Consider the following 18990-nt stretch of genomic DNA (forward strand, 5'->3'; position numbering starts at 1 on the left):
GTGCGTTGCCCGGTTAGTCGATAGCCGGGAGTGCCGCATGATCCGCCTGTTTCACGTCAGCGACGTTCATTTCGGGGCGGAGGACAAGGCGGCGATCGCGTGGTTCGGCGACGCGGTGCGGCGCGAACAGCCCGATGCGGTCATCATGACCGGCGACCTGACCATGCGCGCGCGCACCGCCGAGTTCGAAGCGGCGGCCGAGTGGCTGGAGAGCCTGGGCCGGCCGGTCACTGTGGAGGTCGGCAACCACGACCTGCCGCTCTACAATCTGTTCGCGCGGTTCGTGAAACCCTACAAGCGCTATCGCCGGCTGGAGCGGATGATCGAGCGTCCGCTGGAGATCGACGGCGTTGCGATCGTGCCGCTCAAGACGACCGCCCGGTTCCAGTTTCGCTGGGACTGGTCGAAGGGTTATGTCGGCGACAAGGCGCTGGCGCGGACGCTGGAACTGATGCGCAAGGTGCCGAAGGGCGACCTGATCTTCATCGCGGCGCATCATCCGCTGATCGATGTCGGTACCAAATCGAGCGGCGAAACGCAGGGCGGCATGGTCGCGCTGGATGCCGTGGTCGCGGCGGGCGCGCATGCCGTGCTGTCGGGCCATGTCCACGACCCGTTCGACATTCCCTATCGCACCGCCGCCGGACGATTGCGGATGATCGGCGCCGGCACCCTGTCGACCCGCACCCGCGCCGATCCGCCGTCGTTCAACGAAATCCGGATCGAAAACGGGCAGTTCGAAACGATCGCGCGCAAGATGGGCGTTTCCGACGAACCGGTGACCGCGCAGGCCGACTGATCCGCTTCGACGCCAGCCCGGACTTGATCCGGGGTGACGGCGGGCGTTGCCTTACGAAAGGCGCTGCCCGATCAACGTGCCCTTGGTCCCCTGATTGACCAGTTCGAACCGGAAGTTCGGCCAGCGGCGGCGCCAGCGCTGGGCGACGACCCGCTCGCCCGGACGTGCGCCGTCATCCAGCATCACGACCCCGCCGACCGGCAGCCGATCGAACAGCGTTTCCGCCGCGCCGCGCACATAAGGGTGGATCGTCCATGGGGGGCCGTCGATCAGCAGCAGGTCGACCTGATCGGGCAGCGCGTCGATGTCGTACCACACGCCCGGCCAGTCGCCCGGCGCCGCAACCAGCGGCGCGGCGCGCAGATCGGCATTGATGCCATGTTCGCTCAGCCATTCGCGCGTCGCATCGACGAAGCCGGCATGCTGGTCGAAGCTGATGAGCTGACCACCGCCATGCTTGGCCAGCGCCGCGCCGGTGACGAGGCTCGATGCGCCGGTGCCCAGCTCGACCACGGTGCGCGGACGGCTGGCGGCGATGCGCTCGACGATCAGCGAGAGATAGCCGGTATCGGCCTTCCAGCTGCCAAGGTTCGGAAGGGCATCGGGCGCGAGGCCCAGATCGGCCATCAACCGCGCCTTGTCGGCCTTCTTCCCGCCCGACAGGCTGCGAAGGAGCCAAGGCCACTGGATCGCACCGAACGCGATGGTGAACAATTTGTCCGACAGGCTGCGGCGCAGTTCGTCGGGCCAAAGGTCCGAATCGGCAAGCGGCAGCAGCGAAGTCTTGGCACGCGAGGTCATGGCGTCTCTTGGGTTGTTCCGCCAGCGCGCGGACGGGCTCTCGCTATACCGTTACGTCCCCAACGAAAAGGGCGGCCCGATACCGGACCGCCCCAAATCGACCGCGACTGGCCGCAAACGGGAACTTTTTGTGCTCCCGTTCGTGCCAAATGCGATTAGCGCTTCGAGAACTGGAAGCTGCGGCGGGCCTTCGCCTTGCCGTACTTCTTACGCTCGACCGCGCGGCTGTCGCGGGTCAGGAACCCGGCGGCCTTGACGGGCGCGCGCAGGATCGGCTCGTAGCGGGTCAGCGCCTGGCTGATGCCATGCTTGACCGCGCCGGCCTGACCCGACAGGCCGCCGCCCTTGACGGTGCAGATCACGTCATACTGACCATTGCGGTTGGCGACGCCGAACGGCTGGTTGATGACGAGACGCAGCGTCGGACGCGCGAAATAGACTTCCTGGTCACGACCGTTGATCGTGATCTTGCCCGAACCCGGCTTCAGCCAGACGCGCGCAACGGCGTCCTTGCGGCGGCCGGTGGCATAGGCGCGACCGTACTGGTCGATTTCCTGTGCACGCAGCGGGGTGGTCGGCGCGGCGGGAGCGGCAGGCGCTTCACCGGCGGTGTCGCCCTGCGGAGCCGAAGCCTGCGGCGCGGCAGCGGCCGGTGCCTGCTGACCGGTCAGGTTCGCGAGGTCGGAAAGGGACTGGCGGTTGTCGGACATTATGCGCCCACCTTGTTCTTGCGGTTCATGCCCGCGATGTCGAGAACCTCGGGGTTCTGCGCTTCATGCGGATGCTCGGCACCCTTGAAGATGCGCAGGTTGCGCATCTGCTGACGACCCAGCGGGCCACGCGGGATCATCCGCTCGACGGCCTTTTCCAGGACGCGCTCGGGGAAACGACCTTCGAGGACCTTTTCGGCGGTGACCGCCTTGATGCCGCCGGCATAGCCGGTGTGCTTGTAGTAGGTCTTCGTCTTCGCCTTGTTCGAGGTGAAGCGGATCTTGTCGGCATTGATGACGACGACATTGTCACCGCAATCGACGTGCGGGGTGAACGACGTCTTGTGCTTGCCGCGCAGCACGTTGGCGATGATCGTCGCCGCGCGACCGACCACCAGGCCGTCGGCATCGACGATATGCCACTTCTTTTCCACCTCGTGCGGCTTGGCCGACTTGGTGGTCTTCATGAGCGCCTTCATGGGCGTTGGACCTTTCGGATATATGACGCGCCCGCCCCGAACCGGAGTGGTGCGAACGCCGGGCAATTGCCGAACGGCAGGTGAAAAGTCAAGCAAAGTGCGGCTTTGCTGACGGGTATCTAAATACCCTATAACGGTCGCTGGGTGATCCGGGTGGTGGCGATCGACGTCGCGTTGTCGCTGTCGATGCGGACGGTCGTCTGTTGGGTGAGGATCATGCCGGTGGTCGCGTCGACCCGCCGGGTGATCGTGCTGATCCGCCGGCCGCTGGCCTTGCCGCCGCTAGCCACCACATCGCCCGACAGCCGCTGTTCCTCGACCAGCGCGTTGCCCTGCGCATGGATTCGTTCGGTGCCGGTCACCTCCGATCCGCCATCGAACGGCGGCGTCGCCCGTTGGCGGATGTCATGCTGGGCCACGACGCCGCGACGCACCACGTCCGGTGCCAGCAGGGTCGTCAGCATCGAACCCAGCATCGCCACCTGCTGCCGTTCCGGCATCGTGCGCAGCGGCGCGGTCAGCCGCTGCAGCATCGCCTTCTTCGCCGGATCGCCGCCGTCCTGCGCGGCAACCGCGTCGATCAGGGCGGTCCACACCGTCTCGCGGTCGACGACCCCCGTCACCTCCCCGCGATCGGACAGACGATAGACGATCGGCCGCCCCTTCAGCGTGGCGAAGGCACGCTCGAACATCGCGCCCGGCCCATCCGACAACCCACCCGCGACCGAATCGATGGTAAGTTGCGCGACGAGACCATCGGGCGTCCGGCGGAACCGGACCGTCCGGTCGGTGGCATAGCGGCGGATCGTGCCTGCCTCGTCACGCTCCTGTTCGATATGGTAGCGATACTCGGTGTCGAGCGCCGGGACGAAGCCGGTCGCGACCGCCGCTTCGACCGCCGGCGCCGGAGGGGGGAGCAGCATCAGCGGCGTCCGGTGGCGTGCGCACCCCAGGTCGTCGCGATCACCAGCAGGGCACCGACCAGCTGGTGCAGCGCCGCGACCTCGATCCGCACGCCGGTCATCACCGTGCTGATCCCCAGCAGGATCTGGATGCCGAAGGTGGTGTGGATCGCGCGGGCGACCTTGGGATGGCCGGCACGCTTGGCGGCGCGGGCGAGCAGGATCAGCGCAGCGACCGCGACCCATGCCCACCAGCGATGGATGAAGTGGACGACATACGGATCGTTGACGATCGCATCGAGCGCACCCCGCGACCGCCATTCGTCGAGCGGAAAGAAACGCCCGTTCATCAGCGGCCATTGATCGGTCACCAGCCCGGCGTTCAGCCCGGCGACCCACGCGCCGAACAACAGCTGCACGAACAGCACCAAAAGGGTGACGATGCCGATCGTCGTCAGCCGCGCCGGCCGTGCATACCGATCCGCGGCCAGCTCACGCAGGTCTAGCGCGGTCCACACTGTCCCAGCCAGGATCAGCAGCGCGTTCAGCAGATGCACCGACAGGCGGATATGCGACACGTCGGTCCGTACCGACAGGCCGGAGGCCACCATCCACCAGCCGATCGCCCCCTGCAATCCGCCCAGCGCCAGCAGTGCCAGCAGCCGCCCCTTGTAGCCGGTCGGCAGCGCGCCGCGAATCCAGAACCACGCCAGCGGGACGGCAAAGGCGACCCCGACCAGCCGCGCCAGCAGGCGATGGACATATTCCCAGAAGAAGATGCCCTTGAACTGGGCCAGCGTCATGCCCTGGTTCAGCAGCTGATATTCCGGGATTTTCCGGTAATTGGCGAACTCCGCTTCCCATTGTTCGGCATTCAGCGGCGGCAGCGTGCCCGACAGCGGCTTCCATTCGGTGATCGACAGGCCGGATTCGGTCAGCCGCGTGATCCCGCCGACGACGACCATCGCCACCACCAGTGCGGCGACCCACCACAGCCAGCGGGCGACAGCGCCGGGGCGGGCGCGCGAGGGAAGGGGAGGAGCGAGCATCGTAGGTGTCTAGCCGCTGCCGCAGGGCCAAGAAAGAGGGGCGTGGCGCTTTACCCCCGGTCGCGGGCCTGTACGATGGTGCGATGCGGGAGCAAGGTTCGTGACGATCGAGGCATTGATCGCCCGCTACGGGCTGGGCGCGCTGCTGCTCGGCGCCGGGATGGAGGGCGAGACCGTCGTGATCCTCGGCGGGATCATGGTGCAGCGGGGCACGCTGCCCTTTGCCGGCGCGATCCTCGCCGCCGCGATCGGATCGTTCATCGCCGATCAGCTGTTCTTCGCGGCGGGGCGTCGGTTCCGCGACCATCCCCGCGTGCGGCGATGGAGCGCCAAGCCCGCCTTTGCCCGCGCGCTGACAGCGTTCGAACGGCATCCGACGTTGTTCGTGTTCGCCTTTCGCTTTCTCTACGGACTGCGCACGGTCAGCCCGGTCGCGATCGGAACCACGCGCCTGCCGCTGGCGCGCTTCATGCTGCTCAACGGCTCGGCGGCGCTGCTATGGGCGACGATCTTCGTGTCGATCGGCTATTGGTTCGGGCACGGACTGAGCGAACTGATCGGCCGCTGGCTGCCATCGTGGCAGGTGCTGGCGGGCGGAGGTGTCGCCATCCCGCTGCTCGGCGGTCTGACCTGGTGGTGGCGACGGCGGGGTTAATCGCCCTTGCGGCCCAGCTTCTCCACCCGCGCGATCACTTCCTCGCATACCGCCGGGGACACGAACCTGGCGATCGACCCGCCATACATCGCGATTTCCTTGACCAGCCGCGACGCGATGGGTTGCAGCGAGACGTCGGCCATCAGGAAGACCGTTTCGATCCGGTCGTTCAGCTGCTGGTTCATGCCCGCCATCTGATATTCATATTCGAAGTCGGCGACGGCGCGCAGGCCCCGCACGATCACGCTCGCTCCCTGCCGTTCGGCAAAGGTCATGAGCAGCGCGTCGAACGCGACGACCCGGATATCGCCACTGACCCCGGCCACTTCGCGTTCGACCATCGCCAGCCGTTCGTCGAGCGTGAACATCGGTGACTTGGACGGATTGGTCGTGACGCCGATCACCAGCCGGTCGACCAGCTTCGCGCCCCGCCGGATGATGTCCATGTGCCCACGGGTGATCGGATCGAACGTGCCGGGATAGACGCCGATCCTCACCGGTCGCGCTCCAGAACATAGCGGGCGATGGCGCGCAGCAGATCGGCTTCGGGGCCGAAGTCGCGCAGATGCTCGATCGACTGGTCGACCAGCCGCCGCGCCTGTTCGCGCGCGCGGTCGAGTCCGAGCAGCGAGAGGAAGGTTTCCTTGCCCGCCTCGCCATCCTTGCGCAGCGCCTTGCCGACCGCCGCCTCGTCGCCTTCGACGTCGAGAATGTCGTCGGCGATCTGGAAGGCGAGGCCGATGTCGCGGGCATAGCCGCGCAGCGAGGTGCGCTGCGCATCGGTCACCCGCCCCAGGATCGCGCCAGCCTCGACCGAACAGGCGATCAATGCACCGGTCTTCATCGCCTGCAACCGGGTGACGGTGTTCAGGTCGAAGCTGGTGTCCTCCGCCTCCAGGTCCATGGCCTGTCCGCCTGCCATGCCCGACGGGCCGGAGGCGTGCGCCAGGTCGGCGATCAGTTCGATGCGGACATGCGGATCCGGATGGGTCAGCTCGTGTGACAGGATTTCGAAGGCGAGCGCGTGCAGACAATCGCCCGCCAGGATCGCGGTCGCTTCGTCATAGGCCTTGTGCACCGTCGGCTTGCCGCGGCGCATATCGTCATCGTCCATGGCGGGCAGGTCGTCATGGATCAGGCTGTAGACATGGATGCATTCGATCGCGAGCGAGGCGCGGGCGGCGCGGATACGCTCGACATTGAACAGGCGCGCGGTGGCGAACACCAGGAGCGGCCGCAGCCTTTTGCCTCCGCCGATCGCGGCATGGCGCATCGCGCGGTACAGGTTCGCGCGGGGATCGTCGGGAACGGGCAGCAGCGCATCGAACTGGCGATCCATCTCTGCCGAGATTTCGCGGAGGGCGGCGTTCAGCGACACCGGCGGCGCGACGGTCGCCATTATTGCGCGTCGAACGGCTGGGTGGAGGCACGCCCTTCGGCATCGACCCGGATCGCCTCGATCCGCGCCTGCGCCGCATCGAGCCGCGCGGCGCATTGTGCGCGCAGCAGGTCACCACGGGCATAGAGGTCGATCGCAGTCTGCAAATCTTCTTGCCCCGTTTCCAACCGGCTGACGATGGTTTCGAGCTCGCGCAGCGCGTCTTCGAAGGACAGGGTGGAAACATCGCGTTCGTCGGACATGGCGATGCTATGCGGCAGGGGGTGACAGGATTGCAACCGGGCATCGCGGACCGGTAATGAATTAGTCCGCTGTCGCTTCGTCCGCGACGCAACCCACTCGAATCTGCTCAGAGCATGCCGTTCAGCGACATTCGGGCGGCAGACAGAGCATCCTCGATCGTGCCGAACAACCTTGTCCTCGGCCGGGTGTCGATCGTCCAGTAGGGCTGCCATTCCGCGCCAGTCGGAAAGGGGATCACGTCCGGGTTTTCGCTATTGCCCCGATCGTGGGACAGGATGCGCTCTTCCACGATGACGAACGATGGTCCGGTCGATAGAAGATAGCCAGACGGCAGTGCCGTTCGTCGGACAGCATCTCACCGATACGATGGTGCATGGTCACCGTCAGCAGGTCGCCGTGGGACGAGCGGGTCGATCCGACAGATAGGCGCCGATTGCATCCCACGCCGGCTTTTTCGCGGCCACGCCGACCGTATGCAATGGGCTGCTCGACGGCAGCGCCAGTGTCTCGACCCCGCGCACCAGCGCCCGCCCGGCCTTGGCTGCCGTTCCGCCGTTGAACGCCACCAGACGCAGTTCCGGCAAGGTCGCGATAAGCGCCGCCACGTCGTTGGCGGTGGCGTCGCGAATCGCGGCGTCGCTGCTGCCCGGCCGGGTTGCACTCGCCACTACGTCCCACAGGCCGATGCCGGCCGCCCTGAGAGTTGCCAGCCGTTCGTCATAGGCGAGTGCGGGGAGGTCGACCCCGATCGCCGGCGACAACAACCGCCAGAACTGGTTCTGCGGATGCGCATAATAGTGCCCGGCGGCCAGCGACGCGTCGCCCGGCAGGCTGCCGAGGATCAGTACCCGTGTCGACATGTCGACGATAGGTGGAAATGACGCCTTGCGAATCACACCGCCTGCCCCGCCGCCCAGCCGCTCGACCACGCCCATTGGAAATTATAGCCGCCGAGCCAGCCGGTCACGTCGACCGCTTCACCGATGACGTGCAGCCCGGGCAGATGCTTCGCCGCCATCGTCTTCTGGTTGAGCCCGTCCGTCGCCACTCCGCCGACCGTGACCTCCGCCTTGGCGAAGCCCTCGGTGCCGTTCGGATGGAACTGCCACCCGGCGAGCCTCTGCTCGATCCGGGTCAGCGTCGCGTCGCGCTGGTTGCCGAGTTCGCCGGGACAGTCGAGCTTCGCCGCCAGCGCTTCGGCAAGCCGGTCGGGCAGCGCCGAGCCGAGCGCCGAGCGCAGGCCGATGCGGGGCCGCGCGCGCTTCAGTTCGGTCAGCCAGCCGCTCGACCGGTCGGGTACGAAGTCGATCGTCACCGGCTCGCGGTGCCGCCAATAGGACGATGCCTGCAGGATCGCCGGCCCTGACAGCCCGCGATGGGTGAACAGCGCCGCCTCGCGGAACTTCGCCTTGCCGGCGCTCGCGACGACCTCGGTCGCGACGCCCGACAATTCGCGGAACAGCGCGTCGTCGGGCGGCAGGGTCAGCGGCACCAATGCCGGGCGCGGCTCGACCAGCTTCAACCCGAACCGCTTGGCCAGGTCATAGGCGAAGCCGGTCGCGCCGAGCTTGGGGATCGACGGACCGCCGGTCGCGATCACCAGCGAGGGGGCGGTCAGGGTCCGTTCGCCATGGACGACGGTGAACATCCCATCGGCATGTCCCACATCGCGGATCGGCTGGCCCAGCGCGATCTCCGCGCCATCGGCCTCGGCCAGCAGCATCGCCACGATCTGCCGCGCAGATCCGTCGCAGAACAGCTGCCCCAGCGTCTTTTCATGCCACGCAATGCCATGGCGCTCGACCAGCGCGACAAAGTCCTGCGCGGCGTAGCGACCCAGCGCCGAGCGCGCGAATTTCGGGTTGGCCGAGACATAGCGGTCCCAGCTCGCGCCGACATTGGTGAAGTTGCACCGCCCACCGCCCGAAATGACGATCTTGCGCCCTGGCTCCGGGGCATGGTCGAGCACGGCCACGCGTCGCCCACGCTGCGCGGCGATGCCGGCGCAGAACAGCCCCGCGCCGCCGGCGCCCAATATGATGACGTCATGATGGGTCATGCGCCGCCCTTCGCATGGCGAACGGGCGGCGCAAAGGGGTTAGCCGCGCACGACCAGCTTCACCAGTTGTCCCGGTACCAGCTGGGCGTCGTCCTCCAGCCCGTTGAGCGTCAGGAACCGATTCCGCTGGAAATCGGGATAGGCCATCTGCCGGCTGAGCGAATCGATCGTGTCGCCCGCCCGGACCGTGGCGATGCGGATGCGCTTGCCGACGATCGCGTTCGCTTCGGCCTGGGTCAGCGTGCCGAAGCTGTCGAGCAGCGATTCGAACGGACCGATTCCGCGGCCGGCGGGGGTGACGATCTGGAAATAATAGGTGGCCGAAGGGTAGCGATAGGCGACGATAGTCAGGTCGACCGCCTGGTTGTTGGCATTGGCGCGCACCGTCGCGATCGCCGCATCGGTGCCGTTGATCCGCGTGGTCTGCGGCTCGGCCGCGGTCCGCGCGCCGAGCGACGCCAGCCGCTGCCGCACGAAGCTGGCCGGGTCATCCGCCGGCCCCATCCGGAATTCGGCCTGGCCGCCCTGTCCGGCGATCGTCACCGCATCGGTCCCGTTCTGCAGCGCATAGCCGCTGGGCGCGGTGAAGCGGATGCGCAGGGCCGGGTGGCGGAAGGTCGTGCCGTCGATCACCCCCTGCGCCGGATCGTCGTCATAGCGCAGGCCGTCGAGCATCCGCAGATAGGTGGTGTCCTGCCCCGGCTGGGTCGCGGCGCCACCTGCCTGCTGCGCCAGCGCGCGGGCGCGGCGGACGCGCTCGGCTCCGTTGGGATGGGTGCTCATCCACGTCGGCACGGCATTGCCGCCGCGTCCGCTGGTCTGCGCCGCCAGTGCCTGCGCTTCGTTCAGCTGGACCAGCGCATCGGCCATGCCCGAGGGTGCATAGCCGGCGGCGGTGGCATAGCGCACGCCGAACTGGTCCGCCTGATACTCTTGGTTGCGACTGTACGACAGGGTGTAGAGCTGCGATCCGACCCCGGCGATCCGGCTGACCAGATCGCTGCCGGTCACCGCGCCCAGCAACGTCGCGCCCAGATTGCCTAGCGTCGAGCGCGTGTTGCGCGAATTGCTGTGCCGCGCGGCGACATGGCCGACTTCATGGCCCATCACCGCCGCCAGCTCCGCCTCGCTGTTCATCAGCGCCAGCAGCTGCCGCGTGATGTAGACATAGCCGCCGGGGATGGCGAAGGCGTTTTCGACCGGCGAATTGAGCAGGGTGACGGTGAAGTCGCCGCTGGCATTGGACAGGCCGGACTGCACCGCCACCTTCTTACCGACCCGCTCGACATAGGCGGCCTGCGGCCCCGAATATCTGCCGCCATATTGCGCCAGCAGCTGCGGATTGGCCTGCGCGCCCTGCGCCCGGTCGCTCTGCGAGATCGAGCGCGTCTGCGCCATCACCGGAGCGGAAACGGTCGCGGCGGTCAGCATCGCGGCGGTCAGGAAACGTATCGTCATCATCTGGTCCCCGTTTGTCGTCGTCTCGAATACGTTGCGATACGACAACGGTTCCGTCGCTCAGCTGAACAACTCGCCCTGCGCGCCGGCGGGCGGGCGGAACAGGTCGCAGCGCAGTCGGGGATGACCGCCGGTCAGCCCGTGGCGGCGGCACGCGATGGCGAAGCGGGTGGCGAGCAGCTGCCCCCAAACGCCTTGCCCGCGCATCCGCGAATGGAACGCCGGATCATTGTCGCGCCCGCCGCGCAGCGACTGGACGATCGCCATCACCTTGCCCGCCCGGTCGGGAAAATGCGTTTCCAGCCATGCTCGGAACAGCGGCGCGACTTCGTGCGGCAGGCGGACCGGCAGGAAATAGGCGCCCTTTGCCCCTGCTTGCGCGGCACGCTCGATCAGATGCTCGACCTCATGATCGGTGATCGCGGGAATGACCGGAGAGATCGACACGAACACCGGCACTCCCGCCGCCGCCAGAGCAGCGACCGCCGACAACCGCTTCTCGGGATGCGGCGCGCGCGGTTCCAGCGTGCGGGCAATCTTCGGGTCGAGCGACGTCACCGACAGGGTGACGCTCACCAGCCCCTTGGCCGCCATCGGCACCAGCAGGTCGATATCGCGTACCACCCGGTCGGATTTGGTCGTGATGGTCAGCGGATGGTTCGTTTCCGCCAGCACGGCAATGCACGCGCGGGTAATTCCCCAGTCGCGCTCGATCGGTTGATAAGGGTCGGTATTGGTGCCCATCGCGATCGGCTTCACGACATAGCCGCGCTTGGCCAGCGCGGCCCGGAGCAGCGTCGCCCCATCGGGCTTGGCGAACAGCTTCGTTTCGAAATCCAGCCCCGGCGACAGGTCGTGATAGGCATGGGTCGGCCGCGCGAAACAATAGATGCAGCCATGTTCGCAGCCACGATAGGGGTTGATGCTCCGGTCGAATGGAATGTCGGGCGATGCGTTGCGCGACAGGATCGTACGCGGCCGTTCGATCGCCACGCTGGTGCGCAGCGTCGGCTCCGCGCCGTCGACCGTCTCCCGCCAGTCCAGCCAGTCGCCGTCGGCCTCCTGCGCGGGCAGGGCGATGCGGCTGCTCGTGACGTTGGTCGTCGCTCCTCTGGCCGGACGATTCCGCATTGCCCGACGCTATCGAATCGTTCAGAACGAAGCAAGAACATGCAGGAGGTTCTCATGGCGCGGTTGAACTATCTGGAACTGCCGGTCGCGGCGACGGAACCGGCGAAGACGTTCTACGCCACGGTGATGGGGTGGACGTTCACCGACTATGGTCCGGACTATGCCGCAACGACCAGCGGCGATACCGACATGGGACTGGACGCCGACACGATGTTGACCACGCTGCTGCCGGTGATTCAGGTCGACGATCTCGAAGCGACGCTGTCGGCGGTCGAGGCGGGCGGCGGGGTGATCGTCCAGCCGATCTTCGCCTTTCCCGGCGGGCGCCGGTTCCATTTCCGTGATCCGGACGGCCATGTGCTGGCGGCGATGGTCGCCGAATAGGCTTGTCGGTCACACGCGCCGGGCGATAGGCTCCCGCTGGAAATCCGGGGGGTTTGTCGATGATCGGAATGATGATGGGGGTGGCGGCGGCGATCGCCGCGCCCGATGCGGCGCTGCTCGACCTGCGGCAACCGGGCAATGTCGTCACCGCGTTGCAGGCGGCGGGCTACAAGGCCGAAATGAAGATCAACAAGGACGGCGAACCCTATGTCCTGAGCGCGACCAACGGGGAATCCTTCTCCGTCGAATTCTATGGATGTGACGGGTTGAAGGACTGCAAATCGTTCCAGCTCACCTCATGGTACAAGAAGGAACCGCTCTACACGCCCGCGTTGACCAACGAATGGAATGCCCGGAATCGCTTCCTCAAGATCGCGGTCGATTCGGACGGCGACCTGCGCGAATTTCTGGATGCGACGGCGGTGGGCGGGATGACCCAGGCGCAGTTCACCGATCTGGTCGAATGGTATTCCGCCATGGACGGGCAATTGGCGCAGTTCCTGAGCACGAAGCGCGACGCGGCCGGAGCGAAACCGGCGAAGTGACCGGCGGCGTCACCGCTCCAGCAGGCGCGGCATCAGCTCGACGAAGTTGCAGGGGCGGTGGCGAATATCGAGCTGTTCCTTGAGGATGCCGTCCCACCCGTCCTTCACCGCGCCGGTCGATCCGGGCAGCGCGAAGATGTAGGTGCCGCGCGCGACGCAGGCGGTGGCGCGCGACTGGATGGTGGAGGTGCCGATCTTGGCATAGCTTTGCCAGCGGAACAGTTCACCGAAGCCGGGGATCAGCTTGGTCGCCACCCGCTCGACCGCTTCGGGCGTCACATCGCGGCCGGTTACGCCGGTGCCGCCGGTCGTGATGACGCAATCGATGCTGTCGTCATCGATCCAGCCGTGCAGCCGGGCGACGATCGTGTCGATGTCGTCGCGTACGATCGCCCGGTCGGCGAGGATATGGCCGGCGTCTTCAAGTCGGCCGACCAGCGTGTCGCCGGAGCGATCCTCGGCCAACCCGCGCGTGTCCGATACCGTCAGTACCGCGATCCGCACCGGCACGAACGGCCCGCTCTCGTCAATTGGCATCGGCCACCCGCGTCCGCCCATTGGCGCTGACCCGCACCGCCGCAGCGCCGGGCAGTCCGGGGAATTTCGGCCACATGCCCTGCGCCAGCGCGGCCCGGCTGGCCGACGCCTTGCCCGCCTGTTTTTCGTACATCCAGTAATTACGCAGCACGGTCATCACATAGCCACGCGTTTCCCAATACGGGATCGATTCGATGTAGAGCAGCGGATCGCCGCCGTCCTTCAGCTGCACGTTCCATGCCTCGACCGGGGTTGGCCCCGCATTATACGCGGCGATGACCTTGGGCAGCAGCCCGCCGGTGAACGGCCGGTCGCGCAGCTGTTCCAGATAGCTTTGTCCGACCGCCATATTGACCTGCGGCTTCGACAGCGCCGATTTTTCGAGGTTCAGGCCGTGCGCGCGGGCATAATCGGTGAGCGCACCTGGCCGGATCTGCATCAGGCCGGTCGCCCCCGCCGGACTGACGACTGCAGCATCGAAGCGCGATTCCTGCAGCGTGTGGGCGAACACCAACGCCTTGTCGACGCGCCAGCCACCCTCGGGCGTCCAGTCGGGGGCAGGATAGCGTGCCTCGGCCAGCGGACGCGCGCCCTGCGGCCCGTTGTGCGACAACCACAGCTGGGTCGCGGGCAGGTTCAGCGATCCGCACAGCCGGGTCAGCGCGGCATAGTCCCCGGCGCCGCCGATCCGCGCCTGATGGCGCAGCAGCTTGTCGGCCAACGCCCCTTCGCCGATTTCGGTAAGCGCGGCGGCGACCTTCACGTTCGATCGCCGCTCCAACGCGCGCCAGTCCTCGGTCGCCGGCGCCCGGCCAGTGCCGTCGGCACCCTCGATTAGTCCCAGCGCCTGCCGGGCGAGCAGCCCATAATAGGTTTCGCCATATTGCGCGGCGGTCTGGAGCCGCGCCTGTACGAGGTCGGGCCGCCCACAGGCGATGTCGGCGCGCGTCGCCCAGTACAGCCCGGCCGAGCGCAATTCGGTATCACCGGCCCGCTGCGCGACGCTGGCGAACGCCGCCTGCGCCGCGGCGCAATCCTGCTGCCGCCACGCCGCCAGCCCCTGCGTCCAGTCGGCCTGCGCGGTCCATTCGCCTTCGCCCTGCTGCGCGACCGCGGCGAGGCGGCGGGCATTGGCGTCGTCGCCGGCCACGAAATAGATCCATGCGACCCGGCCACGCATCTCGGTCAGCGCCTCGGGCGTCAGGTCGCCGGCGCGGGTCGTGATCAGCGCTTCGGCCGCGGCGCCGTCATCGGCCTTCACATAGGGCTTCATCGCGTCGAGCAGCTGCGCGGCGGCGGCATCGCTGCGCGCGGCCTTGGCACGGACGCGGACCGGGGCGGCATCGAACCACACCAGCCGCTGCGGTGTCGGCAGTTCGGGCAGCGCGGACGCCCCGCGCAGTTTGGCGAGGCGGGCGAGGTCGGGCGCCTGTGGCAGATCGGGCGCTTCGTTCAGCACCGCCAGCAACTGCGGCAGTTCGACCTTGGGCGATCCCTTGGCGGTATAGAGTTCGGCGCGGGCGACGGCATGGAGCGGTCCCGGCTTCATCGCGTCGAGCCTGAGCTGCGCATCGGCCCAGCGGCCGCCACGGATCGCGGCGAAGACCTGGGTATAGGCGTCGCGATCCTCGGGCGACAATTGCGGGGGCACGCGGGCTTCGGCGACGGAAACGGCGGTACTGCGGCTGGGCGATTCGTCGGCAAGCGCGGCGGTGGGAAGGGCGGGCAGCATCAGCGCCGCGAACACGAGTGGGTTGAGCTTCACGCGGTCGGTTCCCTGATAAGCAACTGCAGGTGCCGCCATGTTTCCGCCTTGGCCAGCGGCCGCTCCAACAGGAAGCGTGGGTGGAACGTGGCGATCGTGGGACAGGCTAGGCCGTCATGGTTAAGGGTGCGTAAACCACCGCGCTGGCCATCGGGGCCGAGCAGCGCGCGGCACGGTTCGGCGCCGAACAGCAGCAAGCGCTGCGGCGCGACGAGGGTGACGAGGCGGCGGGCAAGCTCTTCCAGCGTGCCCAGCGCATCCGCGGGCATCCGTCCGGTCAGCGGCCGGGCATGGGCGATGCCGGCGATGACGACCTGCTCGCGCACCTCGCCGATCGCGGCCAGCATCCGGTCGAGCAGGACGCCGACCGGACCGGTCATCCATCCGGCTTCGTCCGAATCATCCGGCTCGGGCAGGTCGGTCAGGATCATCAGCGACGGATTTTTTTGTGCCTGCACCGGCACCGGCTGGGCATTCCACGACGCCTCCGGCACCGCATCGCCCATCCGCCACGCCATGAACGCGTCGAGCGTATCGGGCGGCAGGTCCGCGGCGGGCGCAGACGTTACGGCAAGCGGGCGAGCCGGCGGGGCAGGGGTGGCGAACCAGTCGCGCAGCTCGTCCTCAACCAGCGTGTCGACACCGGCGTCGGCCCACCATTCGAGCGCGCTCGCCGCCGCGTCTTGCCACTGAATATGCTGTTCCGCCCCCATGGCGCCTTTAAGGCACTGGGTTGACCTCCCCGTCAATCTGCCCAAATCGTTGGCAAGGACAGGGCGTTGCCCTCACGCGACGACATGGGGGGCGGCTGGCCCCAAGAGGATGATGCAATGAGCGAACGGGAATCGATGCCCTATGACGTCGTGATCGTCGGCGCGGGGCCTGCCGGCCTGTCCGCGGCGATCCGGCTGAAGCAGATGGCGGCCGACAGCGGCGAGGAACTGGCCGTGTGCGTGCTGGAAAAGGGGTCGGAGGTCGGCGCCCATATCCTGTCGGGCGCGGTGTTCGATCCGCGCGCGATGGACGAATTGCTGCCCGAATGGCGGACGATGGGCTGTCCGATGGCCGAAGTGCCGGTGACCGAAAACCACCACTGGCTGCTGTCGGAGACCGGCAGCAGCGAGGTATCGCACCGCATCCTGCCGCCCTTCATGCAGAACAAGGGCACCTATACCGGGTCGCTGGGCAATATGTGCCGCTGGCTGGCCGAACAGGCCGAAGGGCTGGGCGTCGAAATCTTCCCCGGTTTCGCGGCGGCGGAAATCCTCTACCATGACGACGGTTCGGTGAAGGGCGTCGCGACCGGTGACATGGGTGTCGCCCGCGACGGTACGCGTAAGCCCGACTGGCAGCCCGGCCTCGAACTCCACGCCAAATACACCTTCTTCGCAGAGGGCGTGCGGGGCCATCTGTCGAAGCAGATCATCCGCACCTTCGACCTCACCCGCGACAGCCAGCCGCAGGTCTATGGCCTCGGCATCAAGGAATTGTGGGACATTCCCGCCGAGAACCACGTTCCCGGTCGCGTGATCCATACCCAGGGCTGGCCGCTCAGCGAGACGCGCGGGTCGAACGGCGGCGGGTTCCTGTATCATCAGGCGAACGGGCAGGTGGCGCTGGGCTTCGTCACCTGGCTCAACTATTCGAACCCCTATCTCTCGCCCTTCCACGAGATGCAGCGGTGGAAGACGCATCCGGCGATCGCCGCGATCCTGAAGGGCGGCAAGCGCGTGTCGTACGGCGCACGCGCGATCAACGATGGCGGATGGCAGTCGGTGCCCAAGCTGACCTTCCCCGGCGGGGTGCTGGTCGGCTGTTCGGCAGGGTTCCTGAACGTGCCGCGGATCAAGGGCATCCATACCGCGATGAAGTCGGGCATGATGGCCGCCGAAGCTGCCTTCGCGGCGGTGCGCGACGGGCGGGCCGGTGACGAACTCACCGCCTACACCGCTGCCTATGAATCGAGCTGGGTGTATGAGGAGCTGCGTACCGTCCGCAACGTCGTGCCGCTGGTCAAGAAATATGGCGATTTCGTCGGGTCGGGCATCGCCAACGCGACGATGTGGGCCGAACATTGGGGGCTGCGCATGCCCTTCACGCTCGGCCATCATCCCGATCACGAAAGCCTGTGGCGCAAGGATCAGGTGAAGCCGATCGCCTATCCCAAGCCCGATGGCGTGTTGAGCTTCGACCGGCTGTCGTCGGTGTTCCTGTCGAACACCAATCATGAAGAGGATCAGCCGGTCCATCTGACGCTCAAGGACCCCGATATCCCGGTCACCTACGACCTGCCGCTCTATGACGAACCCGCGCAACGTTATTGCCCGGCGGGCGTATATGAGATTGTGGGGGCGGAAACGGACAATCCGAAGTTCGTGATCAACGCGCAGAACTGCGTCCACTGCAAGACGTGCGACATCAAGGACCCGACGCAGAACATCAACTGGGTCGTGCCGGAAGGCGGCGGAGGACCGAATTATCCGAACATGTAGTCTGGGGATGATCGTGGCGGCGCTCGTGGTGACACCGGCGTCGGCGGTGCCCACCGTGCCTGTCACCTCGCTGACTGCTTATGTGAAGGCCCGAGCCGCCGATGCGGAGGGCCATGTTACCGTTGCCGCACAGGGCTATGCGATGGCGCTCGCCGCGCAGCCCTCCGATCCGGTCATCGCGGTGCGGGCGTTGGGACAGGCGCTGGCGGCGGGCGACCTGCCGCTGGCCCGGCGGGCGGGGGCCGTGCTGCGTGATGCCGACGTCGCGCCGCCCGACCTCGATATCCTTGCCTTCAGCGACGCGGTCGTCGCTCGCGATGCGAAGGGCCAGCGTGCCGCGCTCGACCGGCTGGCCGAATCGCCGCTCGGCTTTCTGGCTCCGCTGCTCGCCAGCTGGGTCGATCTGCCCCCGCCGGTCGTCACCACCGATCTCGGCGCGATCCCGCGCCGCTACGCCGCCGAAAACGCCGCGCTGCGCCTGCTGGCGACTGGGCAGACGGTGCAGGGGATCGCCGCCACCCGCGCCCTGTTGTCGACGACCGGTGGCGACGCCGATTTTCGCCTGAACGCCGCGCAACTCCTTGCCCGCAGCGACCGCGAGGCGGCACGTGCCCTGCTGGCGGGCAATGACCCGGTGCTTGCCCGCGCTGCCGAGACGCTGGGGCGCGGGAGCAAGGGCGACGCCCGTTTCGGCGTATCGCGCCTGTTCGCCCGCATGGCCGGCGACCTGTCGGCGGAAGGGACCGAGGCGCTGGCAATCATGCTCAGCCGCTCGGCGCTGCTGCTCGACCCCGATTATTCCCGCGCCCGCATCGCGCTCGCCGACGCACTCGCCCGCGACGATGCCGTGGCGGAGGCACGCACGACCCTGGCGTCGATCCCGGCGGGCGATCCCTTTGCCAGCACCGCCAATGCGCTGGGTATCGTGATCCTCCAGCGGGCGGGCGACCTGTCCGGTGCGCTGGCGCTGGCGCGGGAACAGGCGGTGCGACGGGATGCCTCGACTGCCAGCCTGCGCCGCTACGGCGACCTGCTGCTCGAATCGAACCAGCCGGCGGAAGCGGCGCGGATCTATGCCCGCGTGCTGGCACAGGCCGGACCGGACGCGGACTGGACGCTGTACCTGCAACGGGGCGCCGCGCTCGACCGATCGGGCGACTGGGCTGGCGCGCTGCCCATGCTCCGCCGCGCGGTGGACCTCGCGCCGCAGGAGCCGGCCGCGCTCAACTATCTCGGCTATGCGCAGGTCGATCGCGGCGAGAATGTCGCGGAGGCGACGCGGATGCTGGAGCGTGCCCATGCCCTTGCGCCCAAGGACCCGGCTATCGCCGATTCGCTCGGCTGGGCGCGGTTTCGCGCCGGCAATCTTGCCGCCGCGCTGCCGCTGATCGAGGGTGCGGTGCGGCAGGCGCCCGACGATGTCGAGATCAACGAACATCTCGGCGACCTCTACTGGGCCGCCGGCCGCCGGGTCGAGGCCCGCTATGCGTGGCGGGCTGCGGCGGTGTCCGCCAGCGGTGCCGACGCAGCCCGGCTGGCGACGAAGCTTGCGAACGGGCCGGCTTCGTCGCATCGCTGAATG

Annotated in this window: 22 protein-coding genes; 6 read left to right on the forward strand and 16 right to left on the reverse strand. The window is 67.6% G+C overall.

Annotation, left to right across the window (positions count from 1 at the left end; all coding sequences use genetic code 11):
* The first annotated feature begins 37 nt into the window (after nucleotides 1-37).
* Complete coding sequence (locus PPZ50_RS08965; RefSeq protein WP_066687093.1) at nucleotides 38-799, forward strand: metallophosphoesterase family protein; 762 nt, start codon at nucleotides 38-40, stop codon at nucleotides 797-799.
* Between the two features lie 51 nt (nucleotides 800-850).
* On the opposite strand, the gene PPZ50_RS08970 is transcribed toward PPZ50_RS08965, so the two are convergent.
* From PPZ50_RS08970 to PPZ50_RS08990, 5 genes are all read right to left on the reverse strand, one after another.
* Nucleotides 851-1600 (reverse strand): class I SAM-dependent methyltransferase, encoded by a 750-nt coding sequence (locus PPZ50_RS08970; RefSeq protein WP_126012306.1) that lies wholly within the window; start codon nucleotides 1598-1600, stop codon nucleotides 851-853.
* 155 nt (nucleotides 1601-1755) lie between these two features.
* Nucleotides 1756-2310 carry a 30S ribosomal protein S9 gene (gene rpsI / locus PPZ50_RS08975; protein ID WP_126012304.1) on the reverse strand — a complete coding sequence of 185 codons (555 nt, stop codon included), beginning with the start codon at nucleotides 2308-2310 and terminating at the stop codon, nucleotides 1756-1758.
* Nucleotides 2310-2789, reverse strand: a complete 480-nt coding sequence (rplM, locus tag PPZ50_RS08980; protein ID WP_084401188.1) for a 50S ribosomal protein L13 — start codon at nucleotides 2787-2789, stop codon at nucleotides 2310-2312. The genes rpsI and rplM overlap by 1 nt, the downstream gene beginning before the upstream one ends.
* Before the next feature lie 128 nt (nucleotides 2790-2917).
* Complete coding sequence (locus tag PPZ50_RS08985; protein WP_066687097.1) at nucleotides 2918-3712, reverse strand: hypothetical protein; 795 nt, start codon at nucleotides 3710-3712, stop codon at nucleotides 2918-2920.
* Nucleotides 3712-4740 (reverse strand): COX15/CtaA family protein, encoded by a 1029-nt coding sequence (locus PPZ50_RS08990; protein ID WP_066687098.1) that lies wholly within the window; start codon nucleotides 4738-4740, stop codon nucleotides 3712-3714. Before PPZ50_RS08990 ends, PPZ50_RS08985 begins: the two co-directional genes overlap by 1 nt.
* Before the next feature lie 100 nt (nucleotides 4741-4840).
* Here PPZ50_RS08990 and PPZ50_RS08995 point away from each other — a divergent pair, with 100 nt between their 5' ends.
* Entirely contained in the window at nucleotides 4841-5395 is a 555-nt protein-coding gene (locus PPZ50_RS08995; protein WP_066687099.1) for a DedA family protein, read from the forward strand.
* Here the strand turns inward: PPZ50_RS08995 and coaD are convergent.
* From coaD to PPZ50_RS09035, 8 genes are all read right to left on the reverse strand, one after another.
* Nucleotides 5392-5841: a pantetheine-phosphate adenylyltransferase gene (gene coaD / locus PPZ50_RS09000; RefSeq protein WP_066688041.1), complete on the reverse strand. Its 450-nt coding sequence runs from the start codon at nucleotides 5839-5841 to the stop codon at nucleotides 5392-5394. The genes PPZ50_RS08995 and coaD overlap by 4 nt on opposite strands.
* Before the next feature lie 47 nt (nucleotides 5842-5888).
* On the reverse strand, nucleotides 5889-6794 hold the full coding sequence (locus PPZ50_RS09005) for a polyprenyl synthetase family protein (RefSeq protein ID WP_066687100.1): 906 nt from the start codon (nucleotides 6792-6794) through the stop codon (nucleotides 5889-5891).
* The gene (locus PPZ50_RS09010; protein WP_055819867.1) at nucleotides 6794-7036 is read right to left on the reverse strand and encodes an exodeoxyribonuclease VII small subunit; all 243 of its coding nucleotides are present in this window, start codon (nucleotides 7034-7036) and stop codon (nucleotides 6794-6796) included. Before PPZ50_RS09010 ends, PPZ50_RS09005 begins: the two co-directional genes overlap by 1 nt.
* A 107-nt stretch (nucleotides 7037-7143) precedes the next feature.
* A complete protein-coding gene (locus tag PPZ50_RS09015) occupies nucleotides 7144-7326 on the reverse strand; it encodes a hypothetical protein (RefSeq protein ID WP_066687101.1) in 183 nt (60 codons plus the stop codon).
* Between the two features lie 94 nt (nucleotides 7327-7420).
* Nucleotides 7421-7897: a DNA-deoxyinosine glycosylase gene (locus PPZ50_RS09020; protein WP_232307820.1), complete on the reverse strand. Its 477-nt coding sequence runs from the start codon at nucleotides 7895-7897 to the stop codon at nucleotides 7421-7423.
* 32 nt (nucleotides 7898-7929) lie between these two features.
* Nucleotides 7930-9096, reverse strand: a complete 1167-nt coding sequence (locus tag PPZ50_RS09025; RefSeq protein ID WP_066687115.1) for an NAD(P)/FAD-dependent oxidoreductase — start codon at nucleotides 9094-9096, stop codon at nucleotides 7930-7932.
* Between the two features lie 39 nt (nucleotides 9097-9135).
* The gene (locus PPZ50_RS09030; RefSeq protein WP_126012300.1) at nucleotides 9136-10557 is read right to left on the reverse strand and encodes a M48 family metalloprotease; all 1422 of its coding nucleotides are present in this window, start codon (nucleotides 10555-10557) and stop codon (nucleotides 9136-9138) included.
* Nucleotides 10558-10614: 57 nt separating this feature from the next.
* Nucleotides 10615-11685 (reverse strand): PA0069 family radical SAM protein, encoded by a 1071-nt coding sequence (locus PPZ50_RS09035; RefSeq protein WP_066687118.1) that lies wholly within the window; start codon nucleotides 11683-11685, stop codon nucleotides 10615-10617.
* Between the two features lie 54 nt (nucleotides 11686-11739).
* Here PPZ50_RS09035 and PPZ50_RS09040 point away from each other — a divergent pair, with 54 nt between their 5' ends.
* Together PPZ50_RS09040 and PPZ50_RS09045 are read left to right on the forward strand one after the other, a co-directional pair.
* Nucleotides 11740-12069, forward strand: a complete 330-nt coding sequence (locus PPZ50_RS09040; protein WP_066687120.1) for a VOC family protein — start codon at nucleotides 11740-11742, stop codon at nucleotides 12067-12069.
* Nucleotides 12070-12128: 59 nt separating this feature from the next.
* On the forward strand, nucleotides 12129-12614 hold the full coding sequence (locus tag PPZ50_RS09045) for a YbjN domain-containing protein (protein ID WP_066687123.1): 486 nt from the start codon (nucleotides 12129-12131) through the stop codon (nucleotides 12612-12614).
* A gap of 9 nt (nucleotides 12615-12623) precedes the next feature.
* Here PPZ50_RS09045 and moaB read toward each other — a convergent pair whose 3' ends face one another.
* From moaB to PPZ50_RS09060, 3 genes are read right to left on the reverse strand one after another with little or no spacing between them, the layout of a single operon-like run.
* Nucleotides 12624-13151: a molybdenum cofactor biosynthesis protein B gene (moaB, locus tag PPZ50_RS09050; protein ID WP_066687125.1), complete on the reverse strand. Its 528-nt coding sequence runs from the start codon at nucleotides 13149-13151 to the stop codon at nucleotides 12624-12626.
* On the reverse strand, nucleotides 13141-14883 hold the full coding sequence (locus PPZ50_RS09055; RefSeq protein WP_066688045.1) for a lytic transglycosylase domain-containing protein: 1743 nt from the start codon (nucleotides 14881-14883) through the stop codon (nucleotides 13141-13143). The genes moaB and PPZ50_RS09055 overlap by 11 nt, the downstream gene beginning before the upstream one ends.
* 29 nt (nucleotides 14884-14912) lie before the next feature.
* Nucleotides 14913-15629, reverse strand: a complete 717-nt coding sequence (locus PPZ50_RS09060) for a uracil-DNA glycosylase family protein (RefSeq protein ID WP_066687128.1) — start codon at nucleotides 15627-15629, stop codon at nucleotides 14913-14915.
* Between the two features lie 117 nt (nucleotides 15630-15746).
* Here PPZ50_RS09060 and PPZ50_RS09065 point away from each other — a divergent pair, with 117 nt between their 5' ends.
* A complete protein-coding gene (locus PPZ50_RS09065) occupies nucleotides 15747-17408 on the forward strand; it encodes an electron transfer flavoprotein-ubiquinone oxidoreductase (RefSeq protein WP_066687131.1) in 1662 nt (553 codons plus the stop codon).
* A 13-nt stretch (nucleotides 17409-17421) separates the two neighbouring features.
* Complete coding sequence (locus PPZ50_RS09070; protein ID WP_232307821.1) at nucleotides 17422-18987, forward strand: tetratricopeptide repeat protein; 1566 nt, start codon at nucleotides 17422-17424, stop codon at nucleotides 18985-18987.
* Nucleotides 18988-18990: the final 3 nt, after the last annotated feature.

This window comes from Sphingomonas hankookensis, assembly GCF_028551275.1.
GTDB lineage: Bacteria > Pseudomonadota > Alphaproteobacteria > Sphingomonadales > Sphingomonadaceae > Sphingomonas > Sphingomonas hankookensis_A.